This window comes from Tardiphaga sp. GW821-FHT12E02, assembly GCF_058807155.1.
In genome coordinates, this window is sequence record NZ_JBXAQK010000001.1 from 1961819 (window position 1) to 1987717 (window position 25899).

Sequence of the window (25899 nt, forward strand, 5' to 3'; positions counted from 1 at the left end):
GCGCCAGAGCGTGTGATCCCCCTCACCCGCCGCGAAGACGCGGCGACCTCTCCCCGGAGGGGAGAGGTAATGAGGAGCTTGGATTAATACGAGCGCGGCATTCCGAGCACATGCTCGGCGACAAACGACAAAATCAAATTCGTCGAGATCGGCGCCACCTGATACAGTCGCGTTTCGCGGAACTTGCGCTCGACATCGTATTCCTCGGCGAAGCCGAAACCGCCATGGGTCTGGATACAGGCATTGGCCGCCTCGAACGACGCGTCGGCCGCGAGCATCTTGGCCATGTTGGCCTCGGCGCCGCATTCGAGGCCCGCTTCATACTTGCGCAGCGCTTCCTTCACCATCAGTTCGGCCGCGCGCATGTTCGCGTAGGCCTTGGCGATGGGAAACTGGATGCCCTGGTTCTGGCCGATCGGACGACCGAACACCTGGCGTTCCTTGGCATAGGCGCTCGCCTTGGCAATGAACCACTTGGCATCGCCGACGCATTCGCTCGCGATCAGGATGCGCTCGGCATTCATGCCGGAGAGGATGTAGCGAAAGCCCTTGCCCTCTTCGCCGATCAGGTTTTCCTTCGGCACCTTCATGTCGGTGAAGAACACTTCGGTGGTCGCATGATTCATCATCGTGCGGATCGGGCGGATCTCAAGGCCGTTCTGCTTGGCCTCCTTCATGTCCACCAGGAACACCGACAGGCCGTCGGTGCGCTTCGCCGCCTGGTCCTTCGGCGTGGTGCGGGCGAGCAGCACCATCAGGTCGGAATATTCGGCGCGGCTGGTCCAGATCTTCTGGCCGTTGACGATGTAGTCGCCGTTGTCGTCCTTCTTCGCCACCGTCTTCAGCGACGACGTGTCGGTGCCCGAGGTCGGCTCGGTGACGCCAAACGCCTGCAGGCGGACTTCACCGGTGGCGATCTTCGGCAGCCACTGCGCCTTCTGCGCGTCATTGCCATGACGCAGCACCGTGCCCATCGTGTACATCTGGGCGTGGCAGCCGCCGCCATTGCAGCCGGCGCGCTGGATCTCTTCGAGGATCGCCGCTGCCGCCGACAGCTTCAGGCCCGAGCCGCCATACTCTTCCGGGATCAGCACCGAGAGATAGCCGGCTTCCGTCAGTGCATCGACGAAGGCTTTCGGATAGGCCATCTCGCGATCGAGCTTGCGCCAGTATTCGCCGGGAAACTGCGCGCACAGTTTGGCAACGGCATCGCGGATGTCAGCAAATTCGTCCGCTTCAGCGGCAGCATGTTTCGTCAAGGAATTGGCTTCTCTTCTTGAGGGGAAAGTTATGTAATCCTGACCGGCAAAGACTCGTAGCCTTTGACGAAGCTCGAATACACGCGCTTGGGTTCCCCCACAACTTCGATGTTTTCGAACCGTTTCAGTATTTCCTCCCAAACGATCTTCAATTGCAACTCCGCCAGGCGCATGCCCACGCAGCGGTGTATGCCGAAACCGAATGACAGATGAATCTTCGGCCGCTTGCGGTCGATGATGAATTCGTTCGGCCGCTCGATCACCTCGTCGTCGCGATTGCCGGAGACATACCACATGACGACGCGGTCTCCCTTCTTGATATCCTTTCCGCCCAGATTGGTATCCTGCAATGCTGTCCGACGCATATGGGCCAACGGCGTCTGCCAGCGGATCACTTCCGGCACCATGGTTTCGATCAGCGCCGGATTGTCGCGCAGCTTCTGATACTGGTCGGGATGCTCGTTCAGCGCGAGCACCGAGCCGGTCATCGTGTTGCGGGTGGTATCGTTGCCGCCGACGATGAGCAGGATCATGTTGCCCATCAGGTTGTCGGGCGCCATGAAACGGGTGGCGTCGCTATGCGCCATCATGGAAATCAGGTCATTCCGCGGTTCGGAATTCACCCGCTCATTCCAGAGGTTCTGGAATGTGGCAAAACACTCGCCCATCTCGCGGCGGCGCTCTTCTTCCGAAGACACGATGCCGCTCTTGGGGAGTGCCGTGGCGACATCCGACCAGCGCGTCAGCTTGCGGCGTTGCTCGAACGGGAAGTCGAACAGGGTCGCCAGCATCTGCGTGGTGAGTTCGATCGAGACGCGATCGACCCAATCGAAGGTCTTATTGCGCGGCAGTCCGTCGAGCACCTTGGCTGTGCGGGTGCGGATCAGCTTTGCGAGGTCGTCGAGATGTTCGGGCGTGAACATCGGCGTCACGGTCTTGCGCTGCGGCGTGTGCTTCGGCTCGTCCATGGAGATGAAGCTCGGCCAGCTATAGCCTTCCGGCTCGTCGCGAATGGCGATGCCGCCGAGCTTGCTATCGGACGAGAAGATGCCGTGGCTGGTATCCACCTTCATGATGTCGTTATATTTGGTCACCGACCAATACGGTTCGATCGGCGAGTTGGCGCAGTAATGCACCGGCTCTTCCGCGCGCAGCCGCTCGAAGAACGGCCACAGCGTATCGGTGGCAAACAGTTTTGGTGCGCCGGGATGGAAGTCCTTGAGCGGCATCGAATAGGCCAGTTCGCGCGCGATGCGGTCGCGCGTGGCGCGGTCCTGGTCGAAGGTCTTGCTGAGATTCATCGTGCCGTGCATGGCTATCCCCGTTCGTTTCCCGCACTCGTTTTTTGCGCCGACATCGTGTTGCTTTCCGATGTCTTTATTGCGTCTAATTAGACGCTGGAACGCGGCATTGCGCAAGCCGGGCTACAACCTTTGGACGAGGCGAAAAGCTTGATCTGCCTTCGCTTTTGCTGTCTTCAATGAGACAAACGCGCGTCTATGCGCAAGAAACCGAACCGACCGGAGGCCGCCCGATGATCGCCAACGCCCAACGCATGTTCAATTTCGATCTCGGCGAAACCGCGGAGGCGATCCGCGAAACCGTACGAGATTTCGCCCAGAACGAGATCGCCCCGCGCGCCGACGCCATCGACAAGACCAACCAGTTTCCCATCGACCTGTGGCCGAAGCTCGGTGAACTCGGCCTGCACGGCATCACGGTGGAGGAAGAATATGGCGGGGCAGGGCTTGGCTATCTCGAACACGTCATCGCCATGGAGGAAGTGTCGCGCGCGTCTGCGTCGGTAGGCCTGTCCTATGGTGCGCATTCCAATCTCTGCATCAACCAGATGCGCCGCAACGGCAATGAGGCGCAGAAGCGCAAATATCTGCCGGGGCTGATCTCCGGCGCACATGTGGGCTCGCTGGCGATGTCCGAGCCCGGTGCCGGCAGTGACGTGGTGTCGATGAAGACCCGCGCCGACAAGAAGGGCGATCGCTACGTCCTCAATGGCAGCAAGATGTGGATCACCAATGGTCCCGTTGCCGAGACACTGATCGTCTATGCCAAGACCGATCCCGCTGGCGGCCCGCGCGGCATCACCGCCTTCATCATCGAGAAGGGGATGAAAGGTTTCTCGACCGCGCAAAAGCTCGACAAGCTCGGCATGCGTGGCTCGGACACGTGTGAACTGGTCTTTGAGGATTGCGAAGTGCCCGAGGAGAACGTGCTCGGCGCTGTCGGCAAGGGCGTCAATATCCTGATGTCCGGGCTCGATTATGAGCGCGCGGTGCTGTCCGGTGGTCCGCTCGGCATCATGCAGGCCTGCATGGATGTGGTGCTGCCCTATGTGCATGAGCGCAAGCAGTTCGGTGAGCCGATCGGCCACTTCCAACTCGTGCAGGGGAAGGTCGCGGACATGTATGTGACCATGAATGCCTCGCGTGCTTATGTTTACGCGGTGGCGAAAGCCTGCGACCGTGGCGAGACGACGCGCGAGGATGCGGCTGGTGCGATCCTCTATGCGGCCGAGCGCGCTACCCAATGCGCGCTGGATGCGATCCAGTTGCTCGGTGGCAACGGTTACATCAATGACTATCCGACCGGGCGTTTGCTGCGCGATGCCAAACTGTACGAGATCGGCGCGGGGACGAGCGAGATCAGGCGGATGCTGATCGGGCGGGAATTGTTTTCGAAGAGCGGCTAGGCGGCACTCCCTTGTCGTCACCCGGCTTGACCGGGTGACCCAGTCATCTCTCACCTTTAGGATCGAGCAGCGTCGCTTGTGTCTACTGGATCGCCCGCTTTCGCGGGCGATGACAATTGGAGTAAATTCGTTCTTATTTTGTTCTTGACAAAATTCCCATCTCGGCCAATATCCCTCCGTCTCGTTCGCGAGGGGCGCTCTCATGAGGCGTCTTTTGAGCGGAACGTAGATGCGGCGCCTGCGGGCAGGGGGACCACGCATCCTCTTGCACTCGGGTGGTCGAGGGTCACCGTCCGGGCCCAATACGGGGCCCTGCCGCTAGCGCGGCTGGACGTGGTGCGGGTGAAGGCAGGGAAACCTGTCGGATGGCTCTCTTGCGAGAGAGCGCCCAGTACCCGGAAGAACGGTCCTTCGGCTAGCAAGACGTCGCGGTGGCGCGCCGTAAGGCGTTGCGCGGCCGGCCAGCACTGGCGATCCAGTGCGCACCGATCGCGTCCAGTCTACCTAAGTGCGCCTTGCGGCGTGCCACCTCCCCTCATGTCTTCGAGGGGAAAACGGCTCACACCTCGGACGCTCCGGCGCCGCGAGAATGCCGCGCTATGGCATGGCAAAGAAACCATCGCCGTTGTTCCGACACATCCGTCATGCCACAGTCTCGCGCCATTCCAGGTCACCAACCGGGCAGGATTTTCCATGTCGTTTCGTCTCGCCGCCATTGCCGCTTTGTCGATTGCCTCAGTCGCCATTGCCACGCCGTCTTACGCCGCCAAATGCGGTGGCGACTTCCAGGGCTTCGTGTCCGCGATGTCGCAGGAAGCCGCGGCGGCCGGCGTCTCCCAGGGCGTGATCCAGCAGGCCTTTGCCGGCATCACCCAGGACCAGGCGGTGCTGAATTTCGATCGCCGCCAGCGCGGCACGTTCAACAAGACCTTCGAGCAATATGTCTCGACCCGCGTCGGCGCCGGCCGCATCAAGATGGGCCTGCAGATGATGCAGCGGCATGCGTCGCTGCTGTCGCGCATCGAACAGCGTTTCGGCGTGCCGCCGGAAATCGTCGTGGCGATCTGGGGTCTCGAATCCGATTTCGGCAAGGGTGATATCGGCAAGATGCCGGTGATCCGCACGTTGACGACCATGGCGCATGATTGCCGCCGCACTGAACTGTTCCAGGGCGAATTGCTGGCTGCGCTGAAGATCGTGCAGCGTGGCGACCTGCCGCTGAAGGATCTGGTCGGCGCCTATGCCGGCGAACTCGGCCAGACCCAGTTCCTGCCGTCGAGCTATATCAAATACGGCGTCGATTTCGACGGCAACGGCCATGTCGATCTCCGCCACTCGGTGCCGGATGTGCTGGCCTCGACTGCGAATCTCTTGAAGACCGCAGGCTTCAAGGGCGGCCAGCCCTATGGCGAAGGCACGCCGAATTTCGACGCCATGCGCGAATGGAACAGGGCGACGATCTATCGGAAAACCATCGGCTATTTCGCCGATCGCCTCGCGGCTGGGGGCTAACCCCAACCGCCCAGCGAACCCACCGGGTTCCCGTGGTTAAAGAAGACTTGCTGCTTCGCCTTCATCCTTTCAAAACCACGGTGTGGATTATCCCGCGCCGGTGAGATTCCGTTAAGCGTCGCGGCTGCAATTTGCGGCCTCGACGGGAACGACGGGTCAACGGGATGACAGCGATCAAACTCAGCGTGCGCAAGCGCGTCGCAAAGCCAATGGAGGCAACTCCATGCTGAGCGTACCGACGCTGTTCACGGTGTTCGACGTCAATTTCCTGGCGCTCGGCGTGGTGTGGGCCTATGTGGCGCGCAGCTATCCGAACCTGCATGCCGCGCGCTACTGGGCGGCTGCGGCGTTCATTGCAGCGGTCGGCATGGCCATCTCGCTGCTGCGTGTCCTCGTCGAGATCAATCCGCTCGTCCCGATCCTGCTCGGCAATGGCCTGCTGCTGCTCGCCACCAGCCTTGCTGTCATGGGCGTCAACCGCTTTTACGGCCTTCCGCCACGTTGGCGTCTCGAATTGTCGCTGGCTGGTCTCGGTGTCGTCGGCCTGGCGATCTTCACCGTCTGGCATGACAGTATCGCGATGCGCATCGCCATCTATGCGCTGGTGCAGTCGATCTCGGTGGCCGGCACGATCCCGCTGGCGCTGTCGCGGAGCAATGGTGGGCGCACTGCCGGCGGCTGGCTGTCTGCCACGCTTGCGGTCCTTGTGATCGTTGCTCACGCTGTCCGCTCGCTCTGTGGCTTGCTGGAATCCGGCGGCACGATCGGCTTCGTTGAATTGAACCAGGTGCAGGCCGTGCTGTTGCTGGTGCTGGTCTTCCTCACCATGTCGTGGAATTTCGGTTTTCTGGTGATGGCCATCGACAAGCTGCGCGACGAGGTGGCCGAGCTTGCGCTGGTGGACGATCTCACCGGCGTCGCCAATCGCCGCCATCTGGTGCAACGCCTCACCGAAGAATGCGCGCTGGCGCATCGCACGCAAAAGCCGTTCGCGCTGCTGGCCGTCGATCTCGATGGCTTCAAGGAGATCAATGACGGCCATGGCCATGCGGCCGGCGACGACTGCCTGCGGCATTTCACGCTGATGACGCAGAGCAAGCTGCGCCCCGGCGATCTCCTGGCGCGCTCCGGCGGCGACGAATTCTGCATCGTGCTGCCATCGACCACGCTGTCGGAAGCCGCAACCATCGCGCATCGCATTCTCGAGGCCTGCCGCGCAGATGCCGCGGCCTGCATGCCGGGCGAGGTGCAGATCGCAGCCTCCATCGGCGTCGCGCAGTGGCAGCCGCGGATCGGCCAGTATCCGGAACGGCTGATTGCCGCCGCCGACCAGGCGCTCTATGTGGCGAAGAATGACGGCAAGAACCGCCATGCCGTCTGCGACGTCGATGCGCCGTCGATGGTGCCGGAGATCGACATGGACATGATGATCGAGGCCGCGCGCGCCCGCACGGCCTGATCCTCAGTTCATATTCTTGTCGTGGGTGATGTCGATCAGCGCGCCGGGCAGTCGCACCGGGCGGCCATGGCGATCCAGTGTGCAGCTGCCACGCGCCAGCACCCAGTGAATGCGATCATTCCTGATCAGCCGGTACTCGCATTCGAAAATGCCGCCGAGCCGCATGGAGGATGCGACGGCCGCCTGCAGGCGCGCGATGTCATCGGGATGAATGGCGTTGAAATAGTTCACATTGGGCATGCCGCGCGCCGCGCGTTCCGGATCGACGCCGAAGAAATGCGCCGCGCCGGCATCGAGGTGATTGCGGTCGTTGCTGATGTCCCAGTCCCAGATGCCCGCGATCAGCTCCCGCGCTGCGAATTTTCGCACCATCGGCAGCTCGAACGCATCTTCTTCTGCAGTGGATTTATAGGCCTCGGCGGCAGCTAGGCGGAGAATATAGGACAGGAATTCGTGCTTACGCTCGCGCGCAAAGCTCGCGATATCCAGGCAAACGTCTCCCAACGGCCGCCGCATTGTTTCCTCACGTCCTGTGATGGTTTGAAGTTCCGTACCCGCCGTAAAATCATACAGCGATCGTCTGCCGTTTCAACGTTGGCCAACGGATATTTCTGGGTGTTTCTGTCTTGCAACCCATGCGCGACGCGATGTCGCTTGCGTCGCCCGTCCAACGCTCCCATGTGAATGTCATGTCAAACGAACGCGTTTTCACGAAGTCCAGGGGCCCGGCAGGCCAAGGTCCGATCATCGATCAGGACGGGCACGAGATCCGTCCGGAAGAGCTCGGCTTCGGCGGCAAGGGTTTCAACGGCCAGGCATTCCGGTTCGATCTCGGGCAGGGCGGCGCCAACCCGTTTCAGCCGCTGACCCGCGAACAGCGCGTGGCGCGGCTGGAAGCCATTTCGCAGTTGCTGGATGTCGCGTTTGTCGTGCCGGGCACCAAGATCCGCTACGGCATCGACGGCCTGATCGGCCTCATTCCGGTGGTGGGCGACATCATCACCACGGCGATCTCGCTGTGGCTGGTGCGCGAGGCGCGCGCGCTCGGTGCGCCCTGGCACATTACGGCGCGGATGCTGGGCAATGTCGCAATCGATGGGGCGGTCGGCATCGTGCCGTTTGTCGGCGATGCGTTCGACGTCATGTTCCGGGCCAATGTCCGCAACGTCAAAATGCTGCGGACCTGGCTGGACAAGCAGCCGAGACTGTAGGGTCGCAAACGGACCAGTCTCGGCGGCTCTTGCGGACTGGCTTACGCCGCGTCGGCGTCGCTGGTCTCTTCCGGGCGCGGACGGCGCTCGAGCGGGAAGTGCTCGCTTTCATACAGCGTGCGAATGCCGCGCTGGTCGAAGCGGGCTTCGTCGACCTGCAGATAGGCGCCATTCAGCGAGTCTGCCGGCAGCTGCTCCATCGCAAACTGAACTGCGGCTGCAGCCGTATCGAACCGGCGATAGGCAAAACCCGCGCGCTTCTTCTTGCGGATCGCAGCGGGAAAGAGTTCTGCGGAGGCATTGTAGCTGAAAGCTGCCATGGTGGGAGACCTCATCTGTTACGCAACGAAAGGGGCTGTCACTCGCGAGGCGGCCAAACCGGACGGCAACGGGCGGACAAGATGTCAGGACAGGACCACATATAAGCACGTTTCGCGGAAAAGCGACACCCGGAACTGCGCATGGCGTCACCGGCGCATCCAATGGTAATCGCGTAATAGGCGTGCATCCGCAGCAGGTTAGGAAAATACGGCCGGAAAAGGCGTTAAGCCTGTTGGCTATTGTCCGGTCATGTCCGGCAGCGGAACAATCTTGAGTGGCGTTGTATAAGGCTCGACACGCAACGCCTCGTTGGAGAGCAGGCCGATCTGGCGCAGCGGCGCCTGTTCCAGCGCACCCGCCTCGGCCTTGCGCACGCCATATTGCCAAGCGGTCAGCGTGCCCTTGTTGGCAAGATGCTTGGCGACGCCACCGGCATTCTTGGCTTCGAATGTGGAGAGTTGATCGTCATCGAGGCCGATGACGATCTCGTCCTTTGCGGTGATCACCTTGAACAGCGAGACCTTGGAGGTCGCCAGCGCGGGATGCGACACCACGCTTTCGAGGATGAGACCCGCAAGCGCGAGGCCAAGCAAAAGACGGTTTGAGCGGACGGACATTGGAGGCTTCTTATTCTTAACAGCGTGCATGCCGAAAAGGCATGTTCAAGTTAAAGGCAGTAACTGTAGTTCAGGACAGAAACGCCCCGCGTCACCGTTTAGGTCACGCGGGGCGAACATCTCGTTCAATGATGTCTACGTAATTACTTCGGCTGAAGTTTCAAGGCTGCAGAGTTGATGCAGTAACGCAAGCCCGTGGGTCCTGGACCATCGTTGAACACATGTCCGAGATGTCCATCGCACTTGGAACACAGCACTTCCGTGCGCATCATGCCATGGGTGGTGTCGACCTCTTCATCGACATGACTTTCGCGTGATGGCTGCGTGAAGCTCGGCCAGCCGCAGCCTGAATCGAATTTGGCATCCGATTCGAACAGTGTCTGCCCGCAGCCGGCGCAGGTATACGTGCCGGGCGTCTCGGTGAATTCGTATTCGCCGCTGAACGGCCGTTCCGTTGCCTTCTCGCGCAGGATGGCGAATTGCATCGGCGTCAGTTCGGCGCGCCATTCGGCTTCGCTCTTCACGACTTTACCAGCGGTAGTTTTGGTATCGGACATCATGCCTCCAGTTCCGCCGCGCGATCGAATATGACTGCCACGTCAGTTCGTGGCTTTGGCCGCATTCACCAGCGTCGGCTTCTCGCTATAATTCTCCGCGAAGATCTTCTTCAGGTTCTCGATCTTCGGCAGGTCGTTATAGACAATATAGGGCTGATTGGGGTGAAGCGTCAGGTAGTCCTGATGATAGGCCTCGGCGGGATAGAAGGCCTGCAGCATCCCCAATTTGGTAGCGATTGGCTTCTTGTAGACCTTTGCGGCATTGAGCTGCGCGATATAGGCCTCGGCGACCTTCTTCTGTTCAGGCGTGGTGGCGAAGATTTCCGAGCGATATTGCGTGCCCGAATCCGGGCCCTGGCGGTTCAGCTGGGTCGGATCATGGGCCACCGAGAAATAGATCTGCAGGATCTTGCCGTAGCTGATCTTCTTCGGGTCGTATTTGATCTCCACGGCCTCGGCATGGCCTGTGGTGCCGGTGCCGATCAGGTTGTAACTCGCAGTCGCTTTGCTGCCGCCGGAATAGCCTGATACGGCGCTAACGACGCCATTGGTGTGCTGGTAGACGCCCTGAACGCCCCAGAAACAACCACCCGCGATGACGGCGGTCTGCAAGCCGTCGGCCGCCTGAACATCCGCGGCGGGGGCTGGAATGATGACAGCTTCCTCGGAGGCAAAGGTCGGCGCGATCAGGGCCGTGGTGACGGCAAGGGCGCCGGCTGCGGCGGTGAGCGAAAGACGGCGGAACAGGGAGCGCATGGGCGGATCCTCTCAGGTGTCGCGTGCCGATATCGGCAGTCTAGCCCGGCGATGGCGGCTGGCAATGACCGGGCCGGGCGGTCATTCGAGATACGAAGACCTTGCCTGCCTGTTACAGTCAGCGTCACACGACTTCGTGAGCTGGCAAAAGAAAAGCCGCGAGACACGCATCTCGCGGCTTTTTCAGATCGAGGCCGTGATCGCTTACGGACAGGCGATACGCTGGCCGTTCTTGCTCAGATAGGTGCCCGAACCCGGGTCGTAGGAGCGGAAACGCTGCCCGCAATAGGCGTGATTCTGCTGTTGCTGCGCGGCCTGGGCCTGGCTGGCGGCGATGGCACCGCCGATGATGGCGCCTACGGCCAAGCCGCCAACAATGGCGCCGGTGCTCGGGCCGCGACGATATCCGCCGTGATAGCCGTGGTGATGATGGTGGCGGCGATAATACTGCACCTGCTCGACCTCGGGACCATTATTGCCGACGGCCGCCTGGCTGATCGCGCTCTGGGTCATCAAGGGCGCCGACACGGCGGGCGCCGCGAAGGAAACGGCGGTGACACCGCCGAGAACGACGGCGGCGGCGGACTTCATCAACTGCATTTCGACTCCTGCCTCGGATGTAAGGAAGGAACTAACGCCTTAGCAGCGTGACGGTTTCAGGGCAGCGGTATTTGGTTCCTGCGGCATTCCCGCGCATGCGCGGAATGGTGGTCACACCACGATGCTCAACCGCTTCGCCGCGCGGGTGATGCCCGTATAGAGCCAGCGCGCGCGGCTGTCCTGAAAGGCAAAGCTTTCGTCGAACAGCACCACATCGTCCCATTGCGAGCCCTGGCTCTTATGGACGGTCAGCACGTAGCCATAGTCGAATTCGTCATAGGGCTTGCGCATGTCCCAGGACAGGCCTTCGACGCCGCCGGTGAAGCAGTCGGCGCGCACCGAGACCTTCGTGACTTTCCCGCCAAAATCCTCGTCCGGCATGATGCGCATGGTGACGATGGCAGATTTCGACGTCGCCCGCGCGCGCACGCGCCACAGGCCGCCATTGAACAGCGCCTTCTTGCGGTTGTTGCGCAGGCAAACCAGCTTGTCGTCGGCGACGGGCAGGGGATCGGTGAGGCCGAGCTTCTCGCGCACCCGCACATTATAGGCGCGACGGGTGTTGTTACGGCCGACCAGCACCTGATCGGCGGCCATCACGCGGTCCGGATCCAGCGATTTGCGCGAGACGACTTCACTGTCGCCGAACGTGCCGAGCGCGAGCGGTCGGCCTTCGCGCACATCCATGGACATCCGCACGATCGGATCGTCCTCGGCCTGGCGATGCACCTCGGTGAGCATGGCATCGGGCTCGCTCTCGGTGAAGAAGCCGCCGCCCTGGATCGGCGGCAGCTGCGCGGGATCGCCCAGCACGAGCAGGGGGCAATCGAAGGAGAGCAGGTCGCGGCCGAGTTCGGCATCCACCATCGAACATTCGTCGACGATGATCAGCTTGGCCTTGGAAGCCGGCGCGTCGTCCCAGAGTTCGAAATTCGGCGTTTCCTCGCCGGTCTCGCGGGCGCGGTAAATCAGCGAATGAATGGTGGAAGCCTCGTGGCACCCCTTGTTGCGCATCACCAGAGCGGCCTTGCCGGTGAACGCGGCGTACTTCACCTCGCCATCGACGTCTTCGGCGATATGGCGCGCCAGCGTGGTCTTGCCGGTACCGGCGAAGCCGAACAGGCGGAACACCTGCGGTGTACCATTCTCGCCGGGCTTGGCCTTCAGCCAATCGCCCACGGCTTTCAGCGCGGCGTCCTGATGCGGGGTAAAACGGGTCATGGGATCTCGGGAAAAGCCGGCATAGCGGCGACTCGGAGGGTGAAGCTAACCATTCGGGCGGCTGGTGCAAGCGCATCGGTTCCGGCGGCAATATGCCTGCCATGACGGGTTGCCCGACGGCGTTTGATGTTCCAGTTATGGGAGAGGTCAACGAGGAGACGGCTTTGGAACGCAGACTGCTTCAAATCGCGCTGGCGATCGTCGGCCTGGTCGCCATCCTGTTCGGCGTCACCGGCCTGTTTTTCGGCACCAGCCTGTCGGGCGTCACCCTCGGCGTCACGATGGAAGGCTATGTGCGCTTCATCAAGGGCGTGCTGATCGCCGCCGGCTTGATCTATTGGTCGGCGATCCCGCGGCTGGAAGTGCGTGGCGAGCGGATTGGGGTTGTCAGTTTTCTGCTGGTGTTCGGCGCGGCCGGCCGGCTGCTGGCGGTGGTCGGCCATGGTTTTCCGACGGTGGGGCTGATGGTCAGCCTGATCGGCGAGCTCGTCGTGGTGCCGCTGATCTGGCTGTGGCATCGCCGCCTGGTACGGCACGGACCGCCAGCGTGAATTTCATCATCGTCTTGGAGAATGACAGCAACTTGGATGTCTAAGAGATTTTCTCTACCGATGGCCATCCGTCAGTCAGCTTCATTTGAACGAAGTCGGAGAACAAGCTCGGCGCCTCGCGCTGTAAGGTCGATAAAAGGAGCGCGCTGACCCGACGCATCTCGATATCGCCCTCAGTCGACCCACGCAATTCTAGAAAATGACGCCACGAGCGGGCGTTCGCTGTCACTGCGATAGCGGCTTCTGTGCAGTTAGGTAGGATGCTTCTCGCAAGAGATCGAATTGAGCGCAATTGTTCGCGTGAGTTGAGTTCTTTCGACACATTCTCGGAGCGACGCAAGAGGTCGCTATAAGCTTTACGTTGAGCGAGAACGTTTTGCTTCCATGCATCTAGCAGATCGGGGGCATTGATGATTTCGGCTGGAATGACGAACCGTGTCTTCTGATGATCGACATATTGCTGCGATAGCTGGCTAAAGGAAAATCCCACTCGGTGACGTACTAGCTGATGCGTAAAGGCGCGCGAGACGCCTACGAGAATGAAGGTCCAGGAGGCATGCTCCAAAACACTGCCGTGTCCTTGGCGGATGAGGTTTTTATTGTATTCGGAAGTTGTCTTTCCCGACGGGTTTCTGAACGACAGATAGCAGGTGCGTCCGGCGATCTCGACCAGCCTTTCGGCAGGTAGACCTGTGCTCTCGCCTCGCCCATCGCTTCCGAAATGCGCGTATATCTGGTCGATCTCGTCGGAGAGTACCGATCTAGCCAGAATAAAAAGCTCCGGAGAAGCGACGAAGATTCGCTCATCAATCTCTAGGCTCGGCCTCGCTACATCGTAGTTCATGTCTATTTTCTCTGCTCTAATCGTTCGAGCCGGACTTTGAATTCTTGTAGTGCGATTGACTTTTCTACGCCTTCGATCTTCACTTTGAGATCGTTCAACCCTCCAAGATAGTTCACGAAAAGCGTGACGATTGCTGCTGCAACAGCGGTGATGATCGGTGTCGTGACCTGTATGCTTCTTACGGCTTGGTTTGCGCTATCTTTAGCTCTCTTTTCTATGCTGAGGAAATCTTTTGACAGCTTCCGAAGCAAGGCGCTTTCAGAGATCGGAGATGGCTTTTGCTCCTTCCCAAGCTGATCGTACGCGAAGTCAGGTTGTTCGATTGAGAAAAATAGAAGCGTGCAGATAGGTTTACCTGCCGACAATTCAATGGGCTTTTTTCCCAAGTTAATGACCGTAAATTTAAGTCGTCCGGCAAAACCGGGGTCGATATGTCCGGGATTGGTCATCAACAAGCCATCGCGCGAAACTGCCGCTGGGGGAAAGCCGATCGCTGCGATTGTTCTCGGTAAGCTGAGATATTCTAACGTTTCAACTACCGCGGTTTCGCCTTGCGATAGCGATAGGCTAGATTCTTCGCGTGGTTTGCCATCGCTATCGTTTTCCTCGATCGGCACCAAAATTCGCCCGACACTGAGATCAAAAGAAGTGGGCTGAATTTTCGAGTCCCACTTGCCGATTTCTGGGTCTGTGGCGCTTGCGAGCGGGGGAGATCCGGTTCCCCGTCCTGACAAAGCGGAGCCGTGAATCAAATTCTTGATGTCTCGGTCTACGAGAAAAGCCATATTGTCTCCCCGATCAAACGACTTTACCCAGCGTAGCATGTAGATACATATACCGTTAGCCGTTTGAGGCTGCCGATACGTTGCTACCGAAAGTGCTGAGAGTTGGAAGTCGATGAAACGTTTCGGCGTCTGGGTAATCTATATTGTCGGCGCGCTGTCGGTTGGCTATCTCGCGCTGTTCGCCTATCAGATGTGGCGGAAGCCGGATCTGACGCCGGGCGATCCCATCAAGATTTTCCGCAAGCAGGATGCGCCAAGTTATTCGTGAGCCCTAAGGTGTCATTCCGGGTTCGCGCCTTCGGCGCGCCCCGGAATGACCCGTGTGGTTACGCCGCGCCCATCATTCCGCGATAATCGCCCGAACCAGCACCTGCCGGCGTGATCGGCAGGCCACCATCGGCATATTCGTTCAGCTTGTTGCGCAGCGTGCGGATCGAGATGCCCAGGATGTTGGCCGCATGCGTGCGGTTGCCGAGGCAATGCTTCAGCGTTTCCAGAATGAGATCGCGCTCCACATCCGCCACCGTGCGGCCGACCAGCGCGCGGGTCACCGTCTCGGCAGCCATGGTCGCATGCGCCACGGCGGGTGAGGTTTTTGCAAGATCAAGACGATCGCCATCCGGGGTCAGGATCGCGTCCGCACCGATCTCGTCGCCTGACGACATCAGCACAGCGCGGTGGATCGTGTTTTCCAGTTCGCGCACATTGCCCTGCCAGCGATTGCTGGTGAGCACGCGGCGCGCCTCGGCCGAGATCGGCCGCACGGGCACGCCATTGGCCTCGGCATATTTCTTGGCGAAATGTTGGGCGAGTTCGAGAATGTCGGCCGGACGATCGCGCAGCGCCGGGATCTTCAGATTGACGACGTTCAGACGGAACAGAAGATCCTCGCGGAAGGTGCCGGCCTTCACGGCATCCGAGAGATTGCGGTTCGACGTTGCGATGATGCGGATATCCACCGGCACAGGCTTGGTGCCGCCGACGCGATCGATCACGCGCTCCTGGATCGCGCGCAGCAGTTTTGATTGCAGCCGCACATCCATCTCCGAGATTTCGTCGAGCAGCAGCGTGCCGCCGGTGGCTTCCTCGAACTTGCCGATGCGACGCGCGATGGCGCCGGTGAAGGCGCCTTTCTCGTGGCCGAACAATTCGGATTCCAGCAGATGCTCGGGGATCGCCGCGCAGTTGATCGAGATGAACGGCTTCTTGGCGCGGTTGGAGCGGCTGTGCACATAGCGCGCCAGCACCTCCTTGCCGGTGCCGCTCTCGCCGGTCACCATCACCGAGGCGTCGGAGCCCGCAATCTGCTGCGCCAGCTTGACCACGCGGCCCATATTCTCGTCGCGGAAGATCAGGTCGCGGGAGTCATTGGCGACGGCAGCCAGGACGGCGGCGATCAGCTCCGGCTCCGGCGGCAGCGGGATGTATTCTTTGGCGCCGGCATGGATCGCGGCGACCGCGGCGCGCGCATCATTGGTGATGCCGCAGGCGACGATCGGCACATGGATGTGCTCGGCCTCGAGCCGCATCACCAGGTCGCGGATGTCGAGGGCGACATCCACCAGCATCAGGTCGGCGCCCTTGCCGGATCGCAGCACGTTCATGGCCTGGTCGAGGCCTTCGGCATGGACCACCGAGGCGCCGTTATCCATGGCGATCTTGGTCGCGGTGGTGAGCTGGCCCTTCAATGTACCGACGATGAGAAGCCGCATGGTGATCTCCTATGGTGTCTTTGTCGCGCAGTGCGCGTCGATCCGTATGTTGACACTGGACACGTCGCCGTCATTGCGAGCGCAGCGAAGCAATCCAGTTCTTTTCTTCATTTGGCTTTCTGGATTGCTTCGCTACGCTTGCAATGACGAATGCGGGGCGATCCAGTCGAACTCAATTCTCGGCCTTGATGATTTCGGTCATGGTGACGCCGAGCTTTTCCTCGACCAGCACCACTTCGCCGCGCGCCACCAGGCGGTTGTTCACATAGATGTCGATGGCCTCGCCGACGCGGCGGTCGAGTTCGAGCACGGTGCCGGGTCCAAGCTTCAGCAATTCACCCACATCCATCTTCGAACGCCCGAGCACGGCCGAAACCTGGACCGGCACGTCGAATACCGCCTCCAGATCGGCGGCGATGCGCGTGACATTTTCCTCATCGGCATAGCCGACATCACCGCCCACCATCGGATCGCCGGCATTGAGGTCGGGAAGCGGCACCTGCGGATCGCTCATGATTTAGTCCTCATAGCCTTCAAGCCGTATTGCGGGACGCCATATAGCGTCCGACGAGTTCGTTGATCTTGACATCGATGGAAGCGCGGTCGAGCACCATGCCGCCATCGGCCCATTCGATCTTGCAGTCGCCGTTCTCGATATCCGGCTCGGCGAGAATGACGAGGCGTCCGGCAAAGCCGCTCTGTTTCGCCTGCTTCTCGATGCGCTCTTTCGCTTCCTCATAGAGCGCGTCATTGATGCGGATCACGAGATGCGGCGTGGCGACGAGATGGCGGAAGCAGTCATGCACCAGCGCCATGATCTCGGTAAGCGGCTCACGTGCCACCAACTCGCTGCAGAGTTTTCGGGCGACCGCGACGGCAACGTCTACCGCCTCGGTTTCCATCTTGTTCTCGATGCCGCCGACGCTCTGCGCGACGGTCGTGGCCGCGATGCCGATCTGCTCCAGCGCCAGTGCCATGCGGCGATCCGCTTCGGCTTTCGCCTCACGCTGTGCGGCATCGAAACCGGCGCGATAGGCATGCGCTTCGGCCTGGGCGATCTTCTCGGCCATTTCCGCCGGCGTGATGACCGGTGCGCGCGAGCGATCGGGCGCTGCGAAGTCGGTATCGAACAGGAATTTTGCCGGTGCTGCCATTAGTACACCAGCTCGTCGTCGGCGCGGTTCTTGGTCAGCACGATTTCGCCCTTGGCCGCGAGATCCTTGGCGAGATTGACCAGCAACGCCTGTGCCTCATCCACGTCACGCAGGCGCACCGGGCCGAGCGCTGCCATGTCGTCGGTCAGCATCTTGGCGGCGCGCGACGACATATTGCCCATGAAGAAGGCACGGACTTCCTCATTCGCGCTCTTCAGCGCGATGCCGAGCTTGTCCTTGTCGATATTGCGCATCAGCGTCTGCGCCGAACCGGCATCGAGCTTGATCAGGTCGTCGAAGGTGAACATCAGCGCCTTGATGCGCTCGGCAGACTCGCGGTTCTCTTCTTCCAGCGAGGTGATGAAGCGCGTCTCGGTCTGGCGGTCGAAGTTGTTGAAGATTTCCGCCATCACTTCATGGGCGTCGCGGCGGCGGGTCTGCGACAGGTTGGACATGAACTCGACGCGCAGCGTCTGCTCGACGCGCTCGATCACTTCCTTCTGCACCGCTTCCATGCGCAGCATGCGGTTGATGACGTCGAGCGCCAGATCTTCCGGCAGGATGCCGAGCACGCGCGCGGCATGCTCCGACTTCAGCTTGGACAGCACCACGGCCACGGTCTGCGGATATTCATTCTTGAGGTAGTTGGCGAGGACCTCTTCCTGCACGTTGGAGAGCTTCTCCCACATGTTGCGGCCGGCGGGGCCGCGGATCTCTTCCATGATGCCGTTGACTCGATCGGCCGGCAGATACTGGGTCAGCAGTCGCTCGGTGGCATCATAGGTGCCCATCAGCGCGCCGGAGGCCGACATGCGCGACACGAATTCGAGCATCAGGTCTTCGACCGTATCCGGTTCGATCGTGCCGAGGCTGGACATGTGCGACGACAATTCGCGGACTTCGTCGTCATCGAGCAGCGACCACACCTTGCCGCCGTATTTTTCGCCTAGCGCCAGCATCAGGATGGCGGCGCGCTTGGGGCCACTCAGGGGCTTGGATGGCGCGCGGCCGGCCTGGCGCGCGGCAAGGCCGGCAACCACGCTCTGGATGTCGCTGCTGTTGTCGCCGGTAAGTGCGGGAACTTCTGCCATCGGGATTATGCCGGTTCCTGCAGCCACTGACGAACGATGGCGGCGGTTTCATTCGGATTGCGGTCTGCCAATTCACCCACGCGATGCACCGACTGTGCGTGCACCTGGCCCTGGATGGTGGCGACATCGATCATGTTGGCGCCGGTAGCAGCGACCAGGGTCGTTCCATCGGGGCCGACCGTGACATTGTCGGGCAGCGCCATCATGCCGGGCGGTGGGGTCAGCGCGGCAGGCGGCGTTTCCGGCGTGAGGATGCGGCGAACCAGCGGACGGACGACCATGAAGACCACGACGAGGCCGAGCAGCATCATCACGCCGAGCTCGATGACGTTCATCACGTCATCCTTGGTGAATTGCAGATTGCCGAGCAGGCCGGTCGGCTCCGCATTCGGGGTAACGGCGGGACCTTCGGCGAATTTCAGGTTGACCACTTCCACCTGGTCGCCGCGCTTCTGGTCGAAACCGATGGCAGAGCGGACGAGGGCGGCGATGCGGTCGAGTTCTTCCTTCGGGCGCTGGGTATAGACCTGCTCGCCCTTTTCGTTCTTGCTGTAGCTGCCGTCCACCAACACCGCGACCGAGATGCGATTGACCCGGCCGGCTTCGGTCACTTCGGTCTTGGTAACGCGAGAGATCTCGTAATTGTTGGTCTCTTCCGACTTCTTGCTCTGGTCCTTGGCGTTTGCGGTGCCCTGGGCCTGATTGCCGGGAAGCTCGTTATTGACCGTGACCTGCCCGTCGCGTTCGCCGGTGACCGACTGTTCTTCGCGGCTCTGGCTGGATCGCAGCACCCGGCCTTCCGGGTCGAACTTGTCGGACGTCTGGGTCACCTTGTTATAGTCGAAATCGGCGGTGAGCTGGACCCGTGCACGGCCCGAGCCGACCACCGAGGAGATGATGGACTCGACCTGGTTACGCATCCGCTTTTCGAAAGCGGTGCGGCGCTCGTCGCCGGCGGCGGTTTCGGCATTTGGATCGGCAGCGCCATCGGCAAGGAGCTGTCCGGCTTCATCGACGATCGAGACCCGGTTCGGCTTCAGCCCGTTGACGGCGGAGGCGACCACATGGCGGATCGCCCGAACCTGCTGCTGGTCGAGCGTGCCGCGGACGCGGACCACGATCGAGGCTGACGGCTCCGGCATGGAGCGTGAGAACAGCGGACGCTCGGGAAGGACCAGATGGACACGGGCTGACTGGACGCGATCAATCGCCCGGATGGTCCGGGCGAGTTCGCCTTCCAGCGCCCGCAAGTGATTGATGTTCTGAACGAAACTGGTGGTGCCGAGGGCGTCCGACTTGTCGAAGATCTCATAGCCGACGCCGCCGCCCTTGGGCAGGCCGCCTTCGGCCAGCTTCATGCGCAGGCGGGTGACCTTGTCCTTCGGCACCATGATGGCGGCACCGTCATTCTTGATCTCGAAGGGAATGGCCTGGCGTTCCAGATCCTTGATGATCGCCGAGGAGTCCTCGGTGGTCAGATCGGTGAACAGCGTCGTCATCTGCGGCGTGGTCACGCGCATGATGATGAAAGCGAAAAAGCCGATCAACGCGACCGTGACGGCAAACATGGCCGCCAGGCGCGCAGCGCCGAGACTTTTGAAGAAACTGATCAGACCCTGCACAATCGGCCCCTGAGATTCGGCCTCAGGGACCGACTGGGCAATTTTTGCCGATCTATGGTTTCCAGTTGGTTAACGTTGGTTAACGGATCGCCATATATTTGGTAGACGGCAAAAACCGGCTTCCCAGGGGAAAGCCGGTTTTCATCAAACTTGAACCGTTAAGGTTTTGTTTACTGACGATACTGCTGGATGCGGGTGGTCCGCAGCCCAGCCAGACCGTGCTGGTCGATGGAGAACTGCCAGGACAGGAACTCGTCCACGGTCAGCGTGTAACGGCTGCAGGCCTCTTCCAGAGAGAGAAGGCCACCGCGGACTGCGGCAACAACCTCGGCCTTGCGTCGGATCACCCAGCGCTTTGTTCCCGGCGCGGGTAGATCGGCAATTGTTAATGGGCTGCCGTCAGGCCCGATGACGTATTTGACCCTCGGGCGATGGGGTTCTGTCATGGCGTACTCACACTACTCTCAACCACTGAACTCACTGAAACAAACTACGCCCGCCGGCTTAAAATTTGCCTAAGCCCACAACTCCAATGCGAATAGACTTTGTGAAAGGGTTTGTTGACGATTTGAAAAGGGGCAGAGGCGCTACGGATGAGCGGCATACTCTCGCCAGCAAGATAGGTTGAGCGCAGCGATACCCTTCACCGCATGCGCCTGGCCGTGATGGGTATCGCTGCGCTCAACCCATCCTGCGAAGTGGGGCGTCTTTCATGTCGGCCCGTGGGCCGTGGAATGGACAGTGGCGCGCAACGCCGTGCCCACCATGTCTCACTCAGGCGCGTGATGATGGGCACGCTTCGCTTTGCCCACCTGACGAGGCGGTATCAGGTCGTCGGTGTTGTAGGCGTGGTCGGTGTCGTCGGCACAGTCGTCGGGCGCACCACGCGCTTGATCTTGTCGACGGTGTAGTTCGCGCCGTTGATCGACAGCAGCGCAGGGCTTGCCGACAGATCGACGGAGTCCACGATGCCTTGCACTTCCGTGGACACCGCGACGTCGCGGCCATTGTCGTCTTTGGCCGTGGCAGAGATCGTGTAGGCGCCTTCCGGATACTGCACGCCGTCATTGCCCTTGCCGTCCCAGACAAAGGTGCCCTGACCTTCTTTCAGCGAATACTTGCCGCTGTAAACCACGTTACCGGCCGAGTTGGCGATGCTGATCGTGGCCGTCGATGCCTTGTCGGCCAGCAGATTCCAGGTCGCCGAGGTCTTGAACTGTGCGGTCGAGCCATCGACGGCAACATTGTTGCCGACATAGACGAGGGCCTGCGTCGCTTGCGTGGCTTTCTCCATCTCCACCAGCGACTTCAGCTGGTCGTTCTGCTTGAGCTGCTGTTCGACGCCAGCGAATTGCACCAGCTGCTGGGTGAACTGGTTGGTGTCCAGCGGATCGAGCGGGTTCTGGTTCTGCAGCTGCGTGGTGAGCAGCGTCAGGAAGGTCTGGAAGTTATCGGCAATGCCCGTCGTGCTGCTGCTGCTCGTGCTGGAGCTCGAGGTTGCCGTCGACGTGCCGGAGACGACGGGGCTGGAGATCGTTGCATCAACTGCCATGGTTTACTCCTCAGATGCTGATATCGACGCCGCCATTGGCACCGTACATGCGGCCATAGCCGCGTGCTGCTGGAGCCATGGTGACGGTGTCGTCGTCATTGATGGTCAGGCGGTGCATGTGGCGACCGGACTGATCGCCGCTCTGCTGCTGCTGTTGTTGCTGCGAGGATTGATCGCGCAGCGAGAACTGCATGCCGCTGTCATTGGTCTTGAAGCCGGCCTGTTCGAGCGCGCGCTGCAGCTGCGGCGCATCCTGGCGCAGCATGGTCAGCGTTTCCGGCTTCTCGACCGTGAGATGCGAGGTGACATTGCCGTGCTTGTCCATTTCGATGCGAACATCGATACGGCCGAGTTCGCCGGGATCGAGCCGGATATCGAAGGACGTCTTGCCGGCCTTGGCCGATTGCGCGATCTCGACGGCAACGCCGGACAGCGGCACCGGCGGATTTGCCGCGACCTGCGGCTGCAGTTGCTGGGCGGCGGCGGCGTTGTTGGTCGCCTGCAGATGTGCCGGCTGCGGCTGTGGTGTCGCGCTTTGCAGGGTCTGATCGAACGAGGCTGGCTGTGCGGCCTGTTCGGTACGATGCGCGTGGGTCTGCTCGGCGGCGGGCTTTGCGTCGGTCGTCGCAGTGGCATTCGCATCCGGCTTCGGCGCGTTTGCTGCAGCCTGATCGGTCTTGGCGTCGGTCGCGAGTTTTGGCGCGACTGGGCCATCGGTTGGCGCTGCCGTGACCGAAGCGTCGGTCTTGCCGTCCTGCTTTGCGCCATCGGTCGATGTCGCGGTCTTGGTCGCTTCGCCGCCTTCGATCTTCTTCGTGCCTTTGGCGGCGCCCGGCGTTGCGCCCGCGATCATCGCGGCGAATGTCGCTTCGGCTTCCGCGGGGACGTCGGTCGGCAGGGCGCCGGTCTCGGGCGCGGCGACTTCTCCGGCATCGAGCTTGGCTTTCAAGGCGGCCGCAGCGGCGATAGCCAACGGCTGCGCGCTGCCGCCGGCTTCGGACGTGTCGGTGCCGACAGCGGCATCGGTGGCAGCTTGCGCGGAGAGCGTCACGGCGACCGGCACCATGTCGACCTTCACCGTCTGCGTGGCAGCGTCGGAAGTGGCGCCATCGGCGGCGCCGTCGTCGCTTGCGGCATCTTTGTGGCCGTCGGCGGAATCTGCTTTTGTATCAGCAGCTTGATCGGATTTGGCGGGCTGGCCATCCTGGCGCGCGGTTTTGCCGGTTTGCGGCGCATCCGTTGCGGCATCACTGCGGCGATCCTGCGGCGGTCCTGCGGCACGGTCATCGCGGCGGTCGGCGGCCTTGGGCCGGTCCGTCGCGGGGCGATCGTCGCGGCGGGACGGGACAGGGACATCCGGGCGGGCGGCTTGGGTGGGAACCGCGTCCGCGTTTGAGCTGTTCTGTTCGACCAGCGAACCGAAGTGATCCGACACGGATGTTCCCTCGTCGCGCCCGGATTTGGCGCGCGCGGACTGCAGCGAGAGGGCAGAGGCGATATCGGACGAGACGCTAACCACGGGCAGCCTTTCGAGAACGGTTCCAGCTCTCGTTCAGCAAGGACCGGGCCAGCGCTGTGCCAGCATCCATAATCTATATATTTCAATATGTTAGCCGCGACCCGTAGCCTGCTCCCGGCGTACTTTCACCCCTCCGTTTCTGCCCGGCGGCAAGATTTGCCGTTCGTATCCGGCCTGTCGCGATTGATTGAGCGCAACGCCCCCTATATTAAAGTGCACTATCCCAGCCATCGTCGGACCTCTGTAAGTTCCGGGATTGCCTCGTGTTTTCCGATCGCGTCGGTTCTTGTCCGGGGCGATCACAGCCCATGGCCTTGAACCATGCTCAACAGTCTCGATCTCGAAGGTCGTCCGGAGGACACCCGCGTCGTCGTCGCCATGTCCGGCGGCGTCGACTCGTCGGCCACGGCTGCGCTGTTGAAGTCGCAGGGTTATGACGTCGTCGGTATCACCCTGCAGCTCTACGATCACGGCGCGGCCATGCATCGCAAGGGCGCCTGCTGTGCCGGACGTGACATTCACGATGCGCGCGATGTGGCGGAGCGGATCGGGATTCCGCATTACGTGCTGGATTACGAGTCCAAGTTTCGCGAGCAGGTGATCGACAATTTCGCGGCGAGCTACGCGCTGGGCGAAACGCCGGTGCCGTGCATCGAATGCAATCGCTCGGTGAAGTTCAAGGATCTGCTGTCGACCGCGCGCGAGCTTGGTGCGCAGGCGCTGGCGACCGGGCATTATGTAGCGTCGCGGCATCTCGGCAACGGCTCGCGCAGCATGGTGTGCGCGGCGGATAGCGATCGCGACCAGAGCTATTTTCTGTTCGCCACCACGCAGGAGCAGCTTGATTACCTGCGCTTCCCGCTTGGCGATATGAGCAAGCCGCAGACGCGCGAGCTGGCGCGGCAGTTCGGATTATCGGTCGCCGACAAGCAGGACAGCCAGGACATCTGCTTCGTGCCCACCGGCCGCTATACCGACATCGTCGAGCGGCTGAAGCCTAATGCCATGGAGCCCGGCGATATCGTCGATACCGATGGCCATGTGATCGGCCGCCACAACGGCATTGCCAATTTCACCATCGGCCAGCGCCGCGGCCTCGGCATCGCGTCGTCGGCACCGCTTTATGTGATCCGCCTCGATGCGGAAGCGCGCCGTGTCGTGGTCGGCCCGCGCGAGGCCTTGCGCATGCACAAGATCGCGCTGCGCGACGTCAACTGGATCGGTGGCGGCCATATCGATGCGGCCATCGGCACCGGCCTCGAAATCTTCGTTCGCGTTCGATCGACCCGTCCGCCGCAGCCGGCCTGGCTGCGCAAGACCGAGATCGGCTACGAGGTCGAACTGGTCGGCGGCGAGGAGGGCGTGTCGCCCGGTCAGGCCTGCGTGTTCTACGACGCGCAATCGGGCCAGGCCCGCGTGCTCGGCGGCGGTTTCATCAAGAGCGCTGCGGCGAAAAGCTCTGTCGGTTCGGCTGCACGCAATGCTAATGTGCCCGACGTCGCAGCGATGCGCGTCTAGGGAGTTTGGGCAGGGGCATGGCTGGCGATATCGACCGCGCGGGGGTCGCGAAGGCTTACGGGCGCTGGGCGCCGGTCTACGACATGGTATTCGGCAAGGTGTTCGATGAAGGTCGTCGCTCGACCATCGCCGAAGCCGATCGCATTGGCGGCCGCGTGCTCGATGTCGGTATCGGCACCGGCCTCTCGCTGCTGGACTATGCGCGCACCACAAAGATCTGCGGTGTCGATATTTCCGAGCCGATGCTGCGCCGCGCCCATGAGCGCGTGCGCAAGCACAATCTGACCAATGTCGAGACGCTGGCGGTGATGGATGCGAAACATCTCGCCTTCCCGGACAATCATTTCGATGCGGTGGTGGCGCAATATGTGATCACCGCGGTACCGGACCCGGAAGCGACGCTGGATGATTTCATCCGCGTGCTGAAGCCGGGCGGCGAACTGATCCTCGTCAATCACATCGGTGCGGAAAGCGGTCCGCGCAAAATCTTCGAGCTGGCCTTTGCGCCCTTGGCGCGCCGGCTCGGCTGGCGCCCGGAATTCCCGTGGGCGCGGCTGGTGAACTGGGCCGGGACTCATGGCGGCGTGTCGCTCGCCGAGCGGCGCCCGATGGCGCCGATGGGGCATTTTTCGCTGATCCGTTACGTGAAGGGCTGATCTTCTTTCCCTCCCTCAAGCCGCGAGGCGGTGCAGCGGGCAGCGTGGATCGAAGCGAGCGTCCAGCGAGCTTCTAGACGGGTGGGTCTTTCCTCTCGTGACGTTCTGCCGTGGGATAGACCCCACCTGGCGCTTCGCGCCATCCTCCCCATTCGCCGCGCTCCGGGGAGGGAAACCACTCGCCTCGGCGTGATATTGCGGAACATCCGGCGTTGCCGGCTGTTTTCCCTGCATGAGCATTCATCGCACACTTATCGTCGCAGGCCTGATGATCGCCGGTTCGGGCGCAGCCATTGCGCAGGCACCACCGGCACCTGCCACGCCGCCCGCACAGACAGCGCCGCCGGCGGCCGACCGCCCCAATGCCAATTGCACGCCAACGCAAACCAATGCGCAGGGCAATATCACGGCTGACACGACTGGAAAGAGTTCGGAGAACCTCGGCGACAAGCTGGCGAAGTCGGATGGCGTGCTGTGTCCGCCGAGCAATATCGATCCGGCCATGCGTTCGCCAGCACCGAAATCCGATAACAGCACTACGCCGGTGATCCCGCCGCCGGGCAGTCCGGGCGGTGACCCAAGCGTCCGGCCTAAATAAGCCTTCCCCATTTGATGCGACGCAAGATGAACGCAGGCGTGAGCCGTCATGCCTGCGTTATTGCTGTTGAGCTATCT

General features: G+C 61.5%; 28 protein-coding genes. 9 read left to right on the forward strand and 19 right to left on the reverse strand.

Annotated features, from left to right (window positions below; translation table 11 throughout):
• Positions 1-83 precede the first annotated feature (83 nt).
• Entirely contained in the window at positions 84-1259 is a 1176-nt protein-coding gene (locus AC1RQ5_RS09260; RefSeq protein ID WP_493198420.1) for an acyl-CoA dehydrogenase family protein, read from the reverse strand.
• A gap of 29 nt (positions 1260-1288) precedes the next feature.
• Positions 1289-2572 (reverse strand): cytochrome P450, encoded by a 1284-nt coding sequence (locus AC1RQ5_RS09265; RefSeq protein ID WP_493198421.1) that lies wholly within the window; start codon positions 2570-2572, stop codon positions 1289-1291.
• A gap of 221 nt (positions 2573-2793) precedes the next feature.
• Here AC1RQ5_RS09265 and AC1RQ5_RS09270 point away from each other — a divergent pair, with 221 nt between their 5' ends.
• The 3 genes from AC1RQ5_RS09270 (at position 2794) to AC1RQ5_RS09280 (ending at position 6937) form a co-directional block, all read left to right on the forward strand.
• The gene (locus AC1RQ5_RS09270; RefSeq protein ID WP_493198422.1) at positions 2794-3966 is read left to right on the forward strand and encodes an isovaleryl-CoA dehydrogenase; all 1173 of its coding nucleotides are present in this window, start codon (positions 2794-2796) and stop codon (positions 3964-3966) included.
• A 693-nt stretch (positions 3967-4659) separates the two neighbouring features.
• A complete protein-coding gene (locus AC1RQ5_RS09275; RefSeq protein ID WP_493198424.1) occupies positions 4660-5478 on the forward strand; it encodes a lytic murein transglycosylase in 819 nt (272 codons plus the stop codon).
• Between the two features lie 223 nt (positions 5479-5701).
• Positions 5702-6937, forward strand: coding sequence for a GGDEF domain-containing protein (locus tag AC1RQ5_RS09280; RefSeq protein ID WP_493198426.1), 1236 nt, complete (start codon positions 5702-5704; stop codon positions 6935-6937).
• Positions 6938-6940: 3 nt separating this feature from the next.
• Here AC1RQ5_RS09280 and AC1RQ5_RS09285 read toward each other — a convergent pair whose 3' ends face one another.
• Positions 6941-7453, reverse strand: a complete 513-nt coding sequence (locus AC1RQ5_RS09285; RefSeq protein ID WP_398483507.1) for a PAS domain-containing protein — start codon at positions 7451-7453, stop codon at positions 6941-6943.
• Positions 7454-7626: 173 nt separating this feature from the next.
• Here AC1RQ5_RS09285 and AC1RQ5_RS09290 point away from each other — a divergent pair, with 173 nt between their 5' ends.
• Entirely contained in the window at positions 7627-8148 is a 522-nt protein-coding gene (locus AC1RQ5_RS09290; RefSeq protein ID WP_398483505.1) for a DUF4112 domain-containing protein, read from the forward strand.
• A 41-nt stretch (positions 8149-8189) separates the two neighbouring features.
• Here AC1RQ5_RS09290 and AC1RQ5_RS09295 read toward each other — a convergent pair whose 3' ends face one another.
• The 6 genes from AC1RQ5_RS09295 to AC1RQ5_RS09320 form a co-directional block, all read right to left on the reverse strand.
• Complete coding sequence (locus tag AC1RQ5_RS09295; protein WP_493198428.1) at positions 8190-8468, reverse strand: hypothetical protein; 279 nt, start codon at positions 8466-8468, stop codon at positions 8190-8192.
• A gap of 237 nt (positions 8469-8705) precedes the next feature.
• Positions 8706-9086, reverse strand: a complete 381-nt coding sequence (locus AC1RQ5_RS09300; protein WP_398483501.1) for a hypothetical protein — start codon at positions 9084-9086, stop codon at positions 8706-8708.
• Between the two features lie 143 nt (positions 9087-9229).
• On the reverse strand, positions 9230-9643 hold the full coding sequence (gene msrB, locus AC1RQ5_RS09305; RefSeq protein WP_398483499.1) for a peptide-methionine (R)-S-oxide reductase MsrB: 414 nt from the start codon (positions 9641-9643) through the stop codon (positions 9230-9232).
• 42 nt (positions 9644-9685) lie between these two features.
• Positions 9686-10399, reverse strand: a complete 714-nt coding sequence (gene msrA, locus AC1RQ5_RS09310; RefSeq protein ID WP_493198430.1) for a peptide-methionine (S)-S-oxide reductase MsrA — start codon at positions 10397-10399, stop codon at positions 9686-9688.
• A gap of 204 nt (positions 10400-10603) precedes the next feature.
• Positions 10604-10999 (reverse strand): BA14K family protein, encoded by a 396-nt coding sequence (locus AC1RQ5_RS09315; protein ID WP_493198432.1) that lies wholly within the window; start codon positions 10997-10999, stop codon positions 10604-10606.
• Between the two features lie 111 nt (positions 11000-11110).
• Positions 11111-12220, reverse strand: coding sequence for an ATP-dependent DNA helicase (locus AC1RQ5_RS09320; RefSeq protein WP_493198433.1), 1110 nt, complete (start codon positions 12218-12220; stop codon positions 11111-11113).
• Positions 12221-12384: 164 nt separating this feature from the next.
• Here AC1RQ5_RS09320 and AC1RQ5_RS09325 point away from each other — a divergent pair, with 164 nt between their 5' ends.
• Positions 12385-12771 carry a DUF4345 domain-containing protein gene (locus AC1RQ5_RS09325; protein WP_493198435.1) on the forward strand — a complete coding sequence of 129 codons (387 nt, stop codon included), beginning with the start codon at positions 12385-12387 and terminating at the stop codon, positions 12769-12771.
• Between the two features lie 40 nt (positions 12772-12811).
• On the opposite strand, the gene thyX is transcribed toward AC1RQ5_RS09325, so the two are convergent.
• Together thyX and AC1RQ5_RS09335 are read right to left on the reverse strand one after the other, a co-directional pair.
• A complete protein-coding gene (gene thyX, locus AC1RQ5_RS09330; protein WP_493198436.1) occupies positions 12812-13615 on the reverse strand; it encodes an FAD-dependent thymidylate synthase in 804 nt (267 codons plus the stop codon).
• 2 nt (positions 13616-13617) lie between these two features.
• Positions 13618-14400 carry a dCTP deaminase gene (locus AC1RQ5_RS09335; RefSeq protein WP_493198438.1) on the reverse strand — a complete coding sequence of 261 codons (783 nt, stop codon included), beginning with the start codon at positions 14398-14400 and terminating at the stop codon, positions 13618-13620.
• 112 nt (positions 14401-14512) lie between these two features.
• On the opposite strand from AC1RQ5_RS09335, the gene AC1RQ5_RS09340 reads away from it, so the two are divergent.
• Positions 14513-14668, forward strand: coding sequence for a hypothetical protein (locus AC1RQ5_RS09340; protein ID WP_493198440.1), 156 nt, complete (start codon positions 14513-14515; stop codon positions 14666-14668).
• Positions 14669-14726: 58 nt separating this feature from the next.
• Here AC1RQ5_RS09340 and flbD read toward each other — a convergent pair whose 3' ends face one another.
• The 8 genes from flbD to AC1RQ5_RS09380 all read right to left on the reverse strand — a co-directional run bounded on the left by flbD (position 14727) and on the right by AC1RQ5_RS09380 (position 23050).
• On the reverse strand, positions 14727-16112 hold the full coding sequence (gene flbD, locus AC1RQ5_RS09345; RefSeq protein ID WP_398483486.1) for a sigma-54-dependent transcriptional regulator FlbD: 1386 nt from the start codon (positions 16110-16112) through the stop codon (positions 14727-14729).
• A gap of 172 nt (positions 16113-16284) precedes the next feature.
• Positions 16285-16626, reverse strand: a complete 342-nt coding sequence (gene fliN, locus AC1RQ5_RS09350; protein ID WP_398483484.1) for a flagellar motor switch protein FliN — start codon at positions 16624-16626, stop codon at positions 16285-16287.
• 19 nt (positions 16627-16645) lie between these two features.
• On the reverse strand, positions 16646-17266 hold the full coding sequence (locus tag AC1RQ5_RS09355) for a FliH/SctL family protein (protein WP_398483482.1): 621 nt from the start codon (positions 17264-17266) through the stop codon (positions 16646-16648).
• Entirely contained in the window at positions 17266-18357 is a 1092-nt protein-coding gene (fliG, locus tag AC1RQ5_RS09360; protein ID WP_493198443.1) for a flagellar motor switch protein FliG, read from the reverse strand. Before fliG ends, AC1RQ5_RS09355 begins: the two co-directional genes overlap by 1 nt.
• Positions 18358-18362: 5 nt before the next feature.
• Entirely contained in the window at positions 18363-19979 is a 1617-nt protein-coding gene (fliF, locus tag AC1RQ5_RS09365; RefSeq protein WP_398480056.1) for a flagellar basal-body MS-ring/collar protein FliF, read from the reverse strand.
• 170 nt (positions 19980-20149) lie between these two features.
• A complete protein-coding gene (gene sciP / locus AC1RQ5_RS09370; protein WP_002714638.1) occupies positions 20150-20425 on the reverse strand; it encodes a CtrA inhibitor SciP in 276 nt (91 codons plus the stop codon).
• A 380-nt stretch (positions 20426-20805) separates the two neighbouring features.
• The gene (locus AC1RQ5_RS09375) at positions 20806-21531 is read right to left on the reverse strand and encodes a flagellar hook assembly protein FlgD (RefSeq protein WP_398480054.1); all 726 of its coding nucleotides are present in this window, start codon (positions 21529-21531) and stop codon (positions 20806-20808) included.
• Between the two features lie 10 nt (positions 21532-21541).
• Complete coding sequence (locus AC1RQ5_RS09380) at positions 21542-23050, reverse strand: flagellar hook-length control protein FliK (protein ID WP_493198446.1); 1509 nt, start codon at positions 23048-23050, stop codon at positions 21542-21544.
• Between the two features lie 321 nt (positions 23051-23371).
• Between AC1RQ5_RS09380 and mnmA the strand changes: the two genes are divergently transcribed.
• The 3 genes from mnmA to AC1RQ5_RS09395 all read left to right on the forward strand — a co-directional run bounded on the left by mnmA (position 23372) and on the right by AC1RQ5_RS09395 (position 25822).
• Positions 23372-24568 (forward strand): tRNA 2-thiouridine(34) synthase MnmA, encoded by a 1197-nt coding sequence (gene mnmA, locus AC1RQ5_RS09385; protein WP_398480050.1) that lies wholly within the window; start codon positions 23372-23374, stop codon positions 24566-24568.
• Positions 24569-24585: 17 nt separating this feature from the next.
• Positions 24586-25224 carry a class I SAM-dependent methyltransferase gene (locus AC1RQ5_RS09390; protein ID WP_493198448.1) on the forward strand — a complete coding sequence of 213 codons (639 nt, stop codon included), beginning with the start codon at positions 24586-24588 and terminating at the stop codon, positions 25222-25224.
• A 232-nt stretch (positions 25225-25456) separates the two neighbouring features.
• A complete protein-coding gene (locus AC1RQ5_RS09395) occupies positions 25457-25822 on the forward strand; it encodes a hypothetical protein (RefSeq protein WP_493198450.1) in 366 nt (121 codons plus the stop codon).
• Positions 25823-25899 lie beyond the last annotated feature (77 nt).

Coding starts and splice junctions, on each gene's coding strand:
- AC1RQ5_RS09265 (WP_493198421.1), bottom strand. CDS start 2,572: ATGCACGGCACGATGAATCTCAGCAAGACCTTCGACCAGGACCGCGCC.
- AC1RQ5_RS09270 (WP_493198422.1), top strand. CDS start 2,794: ATGATCGCCAACGCCCAACGCATGTTCAATTTCGATCTCGGCGAAACC.
- AC1RQ5_RS09275 (WP_493198424.1), top strand. CDS start 4,660: ATGTCGTTTCGTCTCGCCGCCATTGCCGCTTTGTCGATTGCCTCAGTC.
- AC1RQ5_RS09280 (WP_493198426.1), top strand. CDS start 5,702: ATGCTGAGCGTACCGACGCTGTTCACGGTGTTCGACGTCAATTTCCTG.
- AC1RQ5_RS09285 (WP_398483507.1), bottom strand. CDS start 7,453: ATGCGGCGGCCGTTGGGAGACGTTTGCCTGGATATCGCGAGCTTTGCG.
- AC1RQ5_RS09290 (WP_398483505.1), top strand. CDS start 7,627: ATGTCAAACGAACGCGTTTTCACGAAGTCCAGGGGCCCGGCAGGCCAA.
- AC1RQ5_RS09295 (WP_493198428.1), bottom strand. CDS start 8,468: ATGGCAGCTTTCAGCTACAATGCCTCCGCAGAACTCTTTCCCGCTGCG.
- AC1RQ5_RS09300 (WP_398483501.1), bottom strand. CDS start 9,086: ATGTCCGTCCGCTCAAACCGTCTTTTGCTTGGCCTCGCGCTTGCGGGT.
- msrB (WP_398483499.1), bottom strand. CDS start 9,643: ATGTCCGATACCAAAACTACCGCTGGTAAAGTCGTGAAGAGCGAAGCC.
- msrA (WP_493198430.1), bottom strand. CDS start 10,399: ATGCGCTCCCTGTTCCGCCGTCTTTCGCTCACCGCCGCAGCCGGCGCC.
- AC1RQ5_RS09315 (WP_493198432.1), bottom strand. CDS start 10,999: ATGCAGTTGATGAAGTCCGCCGCCGCCGTCGTTCTCGGCGGTGTCACC.
- AC1RQ5_RS09320 (WP_493198433.1), bottom strand. CDS start 12,220: ATGACCCGTTTTACCCCGCATCAGGACGCCGCGCTGAAAGCCGTGGGC.
- thyX (WP_493198436.1), bottom strand. CDS start 13,615: ATGAACTACGATGTAGCGAGGCCGAGCCTAGAGATTGATGAGCGAATC.
- AC1RQ5_RS09335 (WP_493198438.1), bottom strand. CDS start 14,400: ATGGCTTTTCTCGTAGACCGAGACATCAAGAATTTGATTCACGGCTCC.
- AC1RQ5_RS09340 (WP_493198440.1), top strand. CDS start 14,513: ATGAAACGTTTCGGCGTCTGGGTAATCTATATTGTCGGCGCGCTGTCG.
- flbD (WP_398483486.1), bottom strand. CDS start 16,112: ATGCGGCTTCTCATCGTCGGTACATTGAAGGGCCAGCTCACCACCGCG.
- fliN (WP_398483484.1), bottom strand. CDS start 16,626: ATGAGCGATCCGCAGGTGCCGCTTCCCGACCTCAATGCCGGCGATCCG.
- AC1RQ5_RS09355 (WP_398483482.1), bottom strand. CDS start 17,266: ATGGCAGCACCGGCAAAATTCCTGTTCGATACCGACTTCGCAGCGCCC.
- fliG (WP_493198443.1), bottom strand. CDS start 18,357: ATGGCAGAAGTTCCCGCACTTACCGGCGACAACAGCAGCGACATCCAG.
- sciP (WP_002714638.1), bottom strand. CDS start 20,425: ATGACAGAACCCCATCGCCCGAGGGTCAAATACGTCATCGGGCCTGAC.
- AC1RQ5_RS09375 (WP_398480054.1), bottom strand. CDS start 21,531: ATGGCAGTTGATGCAACGATCTCCAGCCCCGTCGTCTCCGGCACGTCG.
- mnmA (WP_398480050.1), top strand. CDS start 23,372: ATGCTCAACAGTCTCGATCTCGAAGGTCGTCCGGAGGACACCCGCGTC.
- AC1RQ5_RS09390 (WP_493198448.1), top strand. CDS start 24,586: ATGGCTGGCGATATCGACCGCGCGGGGGTCGCGAAGGCTTACGGGCGC.
- AC1RQ5_RS09395 (WP_493198450.1), top strand. CDS start 25,457: ATGAGCATTCATCGCACACTTATCGTCGCAGGCCTGATGATCGCCGGT.